This window comes from Streptomyces pseudoechinosporeus (assembly GCF_054783935.1).
Genome location: NZ_BAAGPS010000055.1, coordinates 1 through 8,878 on the forward strand (window position 1 = coordinate 1; position 8,878 = coordinate 8,878).

Annotated in this window: 8 protein-coding genes; 1 reads left to right on the forward strand and 7 read right to left on the reverse strand. The window is 69.9% G+C overall.

From position 1 onward, the window contains the following. Positions 1 to 436 precede the first annotated feature (436 nt). Entirely contained in the window at positions 437 to 1,444 is a 1,008-nt protein-coding gene (locus tag ACYVO6_RS36770; RefSeq protein ID WP_189325384.1) for a stage II sporulation protein M, read from the reverse strand. 117 nt (positions 1,445 to 1,561) lie between these two features. Between ACYVO6_RS36770 and ACYVO6_RS36775 the strand changes: the two genes are divergently transcribed. Beyond that, positions 1,562 to 2,560: an RDD family protein gene (locus tag ACYVO6_RS36775; protein WP_461069030.1), complete on the forward strand. Its 999-nt coding sequence runs from the start codon at positions 1,562 to 1,564 to the stop codon at positions 2,558 to 2,560. Positions 2,561 to 2,581: 21 nt separating this feature from the next. On the opposite strand, the gene ACYVO6_RS36780 is transcribed toward ACYVO6_RS36775, so the two are convergent. The 6 genes from ACYVO6_RS36780 to ACYVO6_RS36805 all read right to left on the reverse strand — a co-directional run bounded on the left by ACYVO6_RS36780 (position 2,582) and on the right by ACYVO6_RS36805 (position 8,746). Next, complete coding sequence (locus tag ACYVO6_RS36780; RefSeq protein WP_461069032.1) at positions 2,582 to 3,196, reverse strand: hypothetical protein; 615 nt, start codon at positions 3,194 to 3,196, stop codon at positions 2,582 to 2,584. Positions 3,197 to 3,294: 98 nt separating this feature from the next. After that, positions 3,295 to 4,752, reverse strand: a complete 1,458-nt coding sequence (gene ahcY / locus ACYVO6_RS36785; RefSeq protein ID WP_461069034.1) for an adenosylhomocysteinase — start codon at positions 4,750 to 4,752, stop codon at positions 3,295 to 3,297. A 270-nt stretch (positions 4,753 to 5,022) separates the two neighbouring features. Next, positions 5,023 to 6,000: a cation diffusion facilitator family transporter gene (locus ACYVO6_RS36790; RefSeq protein WP_461069036.1), complete on the reverse strand. Its 978-nt coding sequence runs from the start codon at positions 5,998 to 6,000 to the stop codon at positions 5,023 to 5,025. Between the two features lie 143 nt (positions 6,001 to 6,143). Continuing rightward, positions 6,144 to 7,295 (reverse strand): mannose-6-phosphate isomerase, class I, encoded by a 1,152-nt coding sequence (gene manA, locus ACYVO6_RS36795; protein ID WP_461069038.1) that lies wholly within the window; start codon positions 7,293 to 7,295, stop codon positions 6,144 to 6,146. 113 nt (positions 7,296 to 7,408) lie between these two features. After that, positions 7,409 to 8,536 (reverse strand): SIS domain-containing protein, encoded by a 1,128-nt coding sequence (locus ACYVO6_RS36800; protein ID WP_461069040.1) that lies wholly within the window; start codon positions 8,534 to 8,536, stop codon positions 7,409 to 7,411. A 39-nt stretch (positions 8,537 to 8,575) separates the two neighbouring features. Next, positions 8,576 to 8,746 (reverse strand): Trm112 family protein, encoded by a 171-nt coding sequence (locus tag ACYVO6_RS36805; protein WP_461069042.1) that lies wholly within the window; start codon positions 8,744 to 8,746, stop codon positions 8,576 to 8,578. Positions 8,747 to 8,878 lie beyond the last annotated feature (132 nt).

The window sequence follows — 8,878 nt, forward strand, 5'->3', positions numbered from 1 at the left end:
ATCTGGCGTTGATTTTTGGCACGCTGTTGAGTTCTCAAGGAACGGACGCTTCCTTTGTACTCACCCTCACGGGCTTTCCTCCGGGCTTCCCTTCGGTGTTTCCAACCTTACCAGATCCGTTTTCCGTGCCGTTTCCGGTCAGAAATTCGTTTTGGTGGCCAGTTGGAGGGCCTTGCCTATTCGGTAGCCTGGCGGCTCCCTTTCGGCGGGTCCGACTTTATCAGAAGTTTTCGACCGGACTGACCGGCCACTCGTTCCTGAATAATCGGGAGGGCTCCTTCAGGGGTGAACCCGAGAAGCGGATAGATGCTCACCGTTGCCCTCGAAGCTGTCCAGCTCCGCGCAACTATGTAAATCTACCTCCACACAGGTCCCGTGTCAACGGCTCCCGTGGGGCGAGGTACGAGGCTAACAGCTCGGCCGGAGTGCCCGCACATCAGGCGGCGGTCGGTACGGAGGCGCTGCGCTCTGTCTCTTCGACGTCGCCCGTGGCGCCGGCACGTGCCGCGCGACCGCCCAGGACGTAGACGTACGCAAGGAAGGCCAGTTCAGCGGCGATGCCGATGGTGATGCGGGCCCAGGTCGGGAGGCCGGACGGGGTGACGAAGCCTTCGATGGCGCCGGAGACGAAGAGGACCAGGGCGAGGCCTATCGCCATGCCCAAGGCGGCGCGGCCCTCTTCGGCGAGGGCCGCACGACGGGAGCGGGGGCCCGGGTCGATGAGGGTCCAGCCGAGGCGTAGACCCGTACCAGCGGCTACGAAGACGGCGGTCAGTTCCAGGAGGCCGTGTGGGAGGACGAGGCCCAGGAAGGTGTCGAGGCGGCCCGCCGAGGACATCAGGCCGATGCCCACGGCAAGGTTGAGCATGTTCTGGAAGAGGATCCAGATGACCGGCAGGCACAAGAAGGCACCGAGAACAAGGCACATGGCGGCGGCTTGGGCGTTGTTCGTCCATACCTGGGCCGCGAAGGATGCCGCGGGGTGGCTCGAGTAGTACGTCTCGTACTGGCCGCCGGGGCGGGTGAGCTCACGTAGCTCGCTGGGAGCCGCGATCGAGGACTGGACCTCGGGATGGGTGCCGATCCACCACCCGAGGATGGCCGCGACCGCGGTGGAGAGGAGCGCGGTGGGGACCCACCAGTGGCGTGAGCGGTAGACCGCGGCGGGGAAACCGTACGCAAGGAAGTGGGTGACGTCGCGCCAGGAGGCTCGGCGGGTGCCTGTTACGGCACTACGCGCGCGTGCCACGAGTTGGCTGAGGCGGCCGGTGAGTTGGGGGTCCGGGGCACTTGACTGGATCAGGGAGAGGTGGGTCGCCGTGCGCTGGTACAGGGCGACGAGTTCGTCGGCCTCCGCGCCCGTGAGGCGGCGCTGGCGGTGCAGGAGTGCGTCGAGCCGGTCCCACTCGGCGCGGTGGGCGGACACGAAGACGTCGAGGTCCATCGGGTTGGCTGCTCCTCGGCTGCTCGTCGTGTGGTCAGCTTGTCGCACTGCGGCGCGATGTGCCCTCAGCTTGGCAGACTGGCTGTTCTCAAGGCAGTTCGGGGAAGGACGGCGGGCGTGAGTGAGCTTGTGACGGGCGAGGCGGTGGCACTGGAGCTGCGCCCCGCGAAGCTGCCGAGCCGGGCGCTGGCCGTGCTGATCGACCTGGTGGCGGCGATGGCCGCGTACGTCGCTGTGACCGTGGCCCTTGTGGTCTCCACGGCCGGTCTCGATGAGGCCGCACAGACGGCGGTGTCCATCGCGGCGTTCCTGCTTGTGCTGGTGGGCGGGCCGATCGCGGTGGAGACGCTCAGTCATGGGCGTTCGCTCGGGAAGCTGGCGTGCGGGCTGCGGGTGGTGCGGGACGACGGTGGGCCGATCCGGTTCCGGCATGCGCTGGTGCGTGGGGCGGTCGGTGTGGTGGAGATCCTGATGACGCTCGGGATCGTGGCATGCATCGCGTCGCTCGTGTCGGCGCGGGGGCGGCGGCTCGGTGATGTGTTCGCGGGGACCTTGGTCGTGCGGGAACGGATTCCTGCCGGGCGTACGGCTTTCGTTCCTCCGCCGCCTCCTTGGCTGGCGGGGCGGTTTTCCGGGCTTGATCTGTCCGCGGTTCCGGATGGGCTGTGGCTTGCGGTTCGGCAGTATCTGACGCGGATGCAGCAGTTGGATCCGCAGGTCGGCTGGGCGATGGCGGAGCGGCTCGCGGCCGACGTCGCGGAGCGCACCGGGGCTCCGGCGCCGCAGGGGGTGCCGCCGGCGGCGTATCTGGCGGCCGTGATGCAGGAGCGGCAGGCGCGGGAGGCCCGGCGGGCCTTCGGCGGTGGGCCTGTCGGGAGTGAAGGCGGGGCTGGGCTGACTCCGTCGTACACGGCGGCGCAGCCACCGGACTCCGCCTATCTCTCAAGCACGGGTCCGGCGGTTCACCCCTCGGGCTCTCAGAGGCCGACCTCTCAGTCGACGGTGCCGGCCGAGCAGAGGGCCCCTGCCGCGGCTCCGCCGAAGGCCCCCGCCCAGGCGGGCCCGCAGGATGCCGGGAGTGAGCGCCCCGCCACCGGGTTCGTACCGCCCGCGTGACCCGGGCCGCCCTGCGGGCGGTCAGGTGAACAGCGACGGCGGCGACTCGAGATCCTCGAGTTCGATGCCGGGTGCGGAGAGCACGACGTCGCCGGAGAGGTGGACGGTGTGCTGCTCGCCCGTGTCCAGAGCTGTGACCTGGTATTCGTCCACGGTCAGAGGGTCGTTGTCAGTGGCGTGTGCTTCTCTTTTGATCAGGGCCCAGGACTGGTCGACGGTGCGCGGGGCCAGGACCGGGTCGGTGAAGGCGACGAGACGTACGCGAGTGGCGGAGGAATCGGGGGTGAGGCGCAGCAGACGTGCGGTGGCGATGAGGAACGCGGGGGATGTGCCGGTGAAGGCGTGGGCGCGGACATTGCCTTCGGTGGCGTGAGTTCCCGTGGGGTCGGTGCGGACCCAGGTGACGCCGTCGAGGGCGGCGCCTCGGATCTGCCAGCTCGCGGCGTGGAGTTCGAGACGGATGGGGCGGCCGAGGTCGTCGAGGGCGAGGTCGACGGAACCGGCGGGGTCGCCGGAGGGGGTGGTCACTTGGGATACATAGCGCCAGCCGGAGGGGCCGGGCGCGCAGTGGAAGTGCTCTTCAGAGAGGGGGGTGTGGTCGTGCGGATCGTGGAGCGAATATCGGCCGCGGGGCATGGGGGTTCGGTCCTCATCGGGGACAGGCCCCCGCCGTGACGGCGAGGGCCTGCTGACATCCGTGTGCCGAGCGGTGGTACCGCTGCTCGGCGGGGTGCTCAGTAGCGGTAGTGGTCCGGCTTGTACGGGCCCTCGATCTCGACACCGATGTAGGAGGCCTGCTCGGGGCGGAGCGTGGTGAGCTTCACGCCGAGTGCGTCGAGGTGGAGGCGGGCGACCTTCTCGTCGAGGTGCTTGGGCAGCACGTAGACGTCGGTCGGGTACTCCGACTGCTTGGTGAACAGCTCGATCTGGGCCAGGGTCTGGTCCGCGAACGAGTTGGACATCACGAAGGACGGGTGTCCGGTGGCGTTGCCCAGGTTCAGCAGGCGGCCCTCGGACAGCACGATGAGCACCTTGCCGTCGGGGAACGTCCAGGTGTGAACCTGCGGCTTCACCTCGTCCTTGACGATGCCCGGGATCTTGGCGAGGCCGGCCATGTCGATCTCGTTGTCGAAGTGGCCGATGTTGCCCACGATCGCCTGGTGCTTCATCTTGGCCATGTCCGAGGCCATGATGATGTCCTTGTTGCCGGTCGTGGTGACGAAGATGTCGGCCTTGTCGACGACCTCGTCGAGGGTCGTGACCTGGTAACCGTCCATCGCCGCCTGCAGTGCGCAGATCGGGTCGATCTCGGTGACGATCACGCGGGCGCCCTGTCCGCGCAGGGACTCCGCGCAGCCCTTGCCCACGTCGCCGTAGCCGAAGACGACCGCGGTCTTGCCGCCGATGAGGACATCGGTGGCGCGGTTGATGCCGTCGATCAGGGAGTGGCGGCAGCCGTACTTGTTGTCGAACTTCGACTTGGTGACGGCGTCGTTGACGTTGATCGCCGGGAACAGGAGGGTGCCCTCACGCTGCATCTCGTACAGGCGGTGGACGCCCGTCGTGGTCTCCTCGGTGACGCCGCGGATCTCCGAGGCGAGCTGGGTCCACTTCCGGGAGCCGTCCGTGATGGTGCGGTGCAGGAGCTCGAGGATGACGCGGTGCTCGTCGTTCTCGGCGGTGTCGACGGACGGGACCTTGCCGTCCTTCTCGTACTCGACGCCCTGGTGGACGAGGAGGGTGGCGTCACCGCCGTCGTCCAGGATCATGTTCGGGCCGCCGGTGGGCGTGTTCGGCCAGGTCAGGGCCTGCTCCGTGCACCACCAGTACTCCTCCAGGGTCTCGCCCTTCCAGGCGAAGACCGGGATGCCCTGGGGGTTGTCGGGCGTACCGTTCGGGCCGACCGCGATGGCGGCGGCGGCGTGGTCCTGCGTGGAGAAGATGTTGCAGGAGGCCCAGCGGACCTCGGCGCCCAGGGCGGCCAGGGTCTCGATGAGCACGGCGGTCTGCACGGTCATGTGCAGGGAGCCGGTGATGCGGGCGCCCGCGAGGGGCTGCGCCTCGGCGTACTCCTTGCGGATCGCCATCAGGCCGGGCATCTCGTGCTCGGCGAGGGTGATCTCCTTGCGGCCGAAGTCGGCCAGGGAGAGGTCGGCGACCTTGAAGTCCTGTCGGTTGTCGACAGTTGTCATGCGAGCTGCTCCTCGGATTGGGTCGAGGTGGGTACGGCTGGTCTGCGCGGTGGCGAGCATACGAATGCCCGGCGCCTGTGCGCAGCGCAGTCCGTCGGAGGCCCTCTCTCCCTCGGTCGGCCCGCACGGGGCCGCCCGACCGCCATCAGCAGCGACGTCTGGCTCGGTGTACGAATCTACACCGATCGGCCCAGCGGACCCCAGTCCGCCTCCGGCCAGATTGAGACACGGAGGCGGAGAACGGAGGCACAGAGGAGGTGGGTTGCAGGATCAGTGCTCGGCCGACTTGGTCGGACCTCCCGGCGCCGCTTCACGGTCCGGGCCCTTCGCGGCTTCGGTCTCGCGGTAGATGTCGGGCTCGAGGTAGATGACGCGGGCGATCGGGACGGCCTCGCGGATGCGGGACTCGGCGGCGTCGATCGCGGTGGCGATCTCGGTGGCCGTGTCGTCGTGCTGGACGGAGATCTTGGCGGCGACCAGGAGTTCCTCCGGGCCGAGGTGGAGCGTGCGCATGTGGATGATGTCGGTGACCGTGTCGCCGTCGACGATCGCGGCCTCGATCTTCCTGACGTCTTCCACGCCCGCGGCCTCGCCGAGGAGCAGCGACTTGGTCTCGGCGGCCAGGACGATCGCGATGAGGATGAGCAGGACGCCGATGCAGAGGGTGCCGATGCCGTCCCAGACGCCGTCGCCCGTGGCCAGCGCCAGGCTCACGCCGCCGAGCGCGAGGATCAGACCGACCAGCGCGCCCAGGTCCTCCAGGAGGACGACGGGCAGTTCGGGCGCCTTGGCGTGGCGTACGAACTCCTTCCAGGACTGCTTGCCGCGCAGGGCATTGGACTCGTTGATGGCCGTCCGGAAGGAGAACGTCTCGGCGATGATCGCGAAGACGAGGACGCCCACCGGCCAGTACCAGTGGTCGATCTCGTGGGGGTGCTTGATCTTCTCGTAGCCCTCGTAGATCGCGAACATGCCGCCGACCGAGAAGAGGACGATCGAGACGAGGAAGGCGTAGATGTACCGCTCGCGGCCGTAGCCGAAGGGGTGTTGCGGGGTCGCCTCGCGCTGGGCCTTCTTGCCGCCGAGGAGCAGCAGGCCCTGGTTGCCGGAGTCGGCGAGCGAGTGCACCGACTCGGCGAGCATCGACGAGGAGCCGCTGAAGAGGAACGCCACGAACTTCGCTACCGCGATCGCGAGGTTGGCGGCGAGTGCCGCCACGATCGCTTTGGTGCCGCCTGACGCGCTCATGTGTTCCCGAGGTCCCTTCGTCTGCGGTCCGGGGCGTTCCGTCTGCCGACCCGGCTCTGCCCGCCGTTTGCGGTGGGCCATTGTTGCAGCCCGGTCCGACAGCGGTGCATCAGGCCGTCGTCCTGGCCATCACCATGGCCGACTCAAGCCACAACAGTGGCCCGGAAGACCACGCCGGTCCCGGACACTTCGGCCTTTTCGCCCGCCGGTACGAAGACGGACTGGCCAGGGGTGAGAGCGTGCTCGCCCGTCTGTACGGAGCCCGCGGTGCACAGGAGGATCTGCGGGGTGCGGAGGGTGAGTTCGTGGGCCGCGGTGCCCTGCGGTAGGACGTAGCGCGAGAGGCGGAACTCGTCGATCGGCGTCTCGTAGACCTCCTCGCCGTCGGGGGATGCCTCAGGGCGCAGTACGCCGGGATCGCTCGCCTCGAAGCGGACGATCCGCAGGAGTTCGGGGACGTCCACGTGCTTGGGGGTGAGGCCGCAGCGCAGGACGTTGTCGGAGTTGGCCATGATCTCGACGCCGAGGCCGTTCAGATACGCGTGCGGGACGCCGGCGCCGAGGAACAGGGCCTCGCCGGGCTGGAGTCGGACGTGGTTGAGGAGCATCGCGGCGATGACGCCCGGGTCGCCCGGGTAGTGGTGGGCGATTTCGGCGTACGGGGCGTGCGGGCCGCCGAGGCGTGCACAGGCCGCGGTGGCTTCGGTGACCGTCGTGGCCATCTGCTCGGGGTCCGCGGACAGGACGGCTGTCAGCACCTCGCGCAGGGCGGCGTCCTCGGGGTGGGCGTGCAGCAGGTCGACGTACGGCTTGAGGGAGTCGATCTCCAGGGCGGCGAGCAGGTCCCCGGCCTCGGCCGGGGCCCGGAATCCGCACAGGCCGTCGAACTCCGTGAGCGCGCAGATCAGTTCGGGCTTGTGGTTGGCGTCCTTGTAGTTGCGGTGCGGGGCGTCGATCGGGACGCCGCGGCGCTCCTCGTCCTCGTAACCCTCCTTGGCCTGGGCCAGGTCGGGGTGCACCTGGAGGGAGAGGGGGGCGCCGGCGGCGAGGATCTTGAGGAGGAACGGCAGGCGCGGGCCGAACTTGGCGACCGTTGCGGCGCCCAGTTCGCGCTCGGGGGCCGCCTCGATGAGCTCGGTGAGGGGGCCGCGGGCGGTGCGTGAGGGCGCGCCGGGGTGGGCTCCCATCCACATCTCGGCCTGCGGTTCGCCGGTCGGCTCGACGCCGAGGAGCCGTGGGATGGCGGTGGTGGAGCCCCAGGCGTAGGGACGGATGGTGTTGTCGAGGCGGTCCATGGGGTTCTCTCTGCGCTCTCTGTTCACGCGGTCACGTGATCACGTAGCTGTTCACGTACTCGCGGCGGTCGGCCTGTTCGCGGCGGTCATGGGGATCGGCCGCTGGGCAAGCATCAGGCTCCCGCGGTGAGCGCCAGGTAAACGGCCGCGAAATCCGTGGTGGCGATCAGCTCCGCGAGGGTTTCCAGGTCGCTGCCGTCCTCCGGTTCGAGTTCGCTGATCGCGGTGTCGTGGCTGAGGGCGAGGTCGCGGGCGGCGGGGGCTGCGGTGCGGCCTCCGGCGGGGCGGTCGCGCAACAGGACCACGCGCGCGTGGAGGGCCTGGGCCTCCTCGACGCGGTCGCGGAAGAAGTCGTCGGGGTCGGCGCCGGCGGCCAGCGCGCCCGAGAGCAGCACGCTGTGCGCGGCGAGCGCCTCGGGCAGCTCGGCGGTGAGCGCGGGGCGGCCCGCGAGTTCCGCCATCGCGGCGACGAAACGGCGCCCCGCGGGGCCCGCGGACTGGCCTTCGGTCCAGATCACCGGGAGCGCCTCGGCGAGTTCGGCGGCGAGCGTCTTGGCGGGATTGCTGTACGTCGCGATGGCCGGGCCGCAGCGTTCCGCGACGTGATCGAGGCGGTCGGCGACCTTCTGCAGGATGTCGGGCGGGGCGGTCAGCAGGCCGGTGCGGTCGAGGAGCGCGAGCAGCGGGGTGAGCAGTGCCCACAGCGAACCGGGGGCCGAGGCCGCGGCCGGTGCCTGCGGCTCGTAGGGGGCGGTTGCCATCGGTACGGCGAGGCCGTGGGCGCCGTTGATCGCCTCGGTGAGCGGGGCGTGGGGCGGGCAGACGGCGACGACGGTGAGGCCGCGTCGGTAGGCCTGCTCGACGAGGATCGAGAGGCCGGGTTCGCTGCCGTCGGGCGTGGCGATCAGGAGCAGGTCCACGGGGCCCGCCCAGCCGGGCAGTTCCCACAGGAGGGCGCCCGCAGCGGGGGCCACGCCTCCTGGAGTGAGCCGGGTGACGGGGCACGCGGCACCGGCGAGGGAGCCGAGCAGGTCGGCGACGCCGATGGCGGCCAGGCCGGGGCCTGCGATCAGGATGGCCCTTGGGCGGCCGTCCGGCTTGAGCTCGGCGATTCCGGCCTCGGTGGCGTGCCGGACGGCGGTGCGTACGCGGGCGCCTGCCTCTGCGGCGCCGCGGAGCAGCTCGCGGCGGTCGGCGCGGGCAAGTGCCTCCGGGTCGTCGAGCAGTGATTCGTCGAGCATGTGGGGCAGCCTCCGAGCGCCGTCGCTTCTTATGGGGGTCTACGCGGGGCGGCGGGCCTCGTCGATCAGGAGGACCGGGATGCCGTCGCGGACCGGGTATGCCAGGGCGCAGTCCTGGGCGGTGCAGATCAGCTCGGTGTCCTGCTCCTTGAGGGGGGCGTGGCAGGCCGGGCAGGCGAGGATCTCCAGGAGGCCGGCTTCGAGCGGCATTTGTGGGTCCCTTCGGGGGCGGAGTTGTGCTGATGTGGCCTGGTCAGAGTACCGCTGTGGGGGGCGGGGTGCCGGGGGGTGTTTCTTTCCCCAAGCCCGCCCCTTCCCGGAACTGGGGGCTTCGCCCCCAGG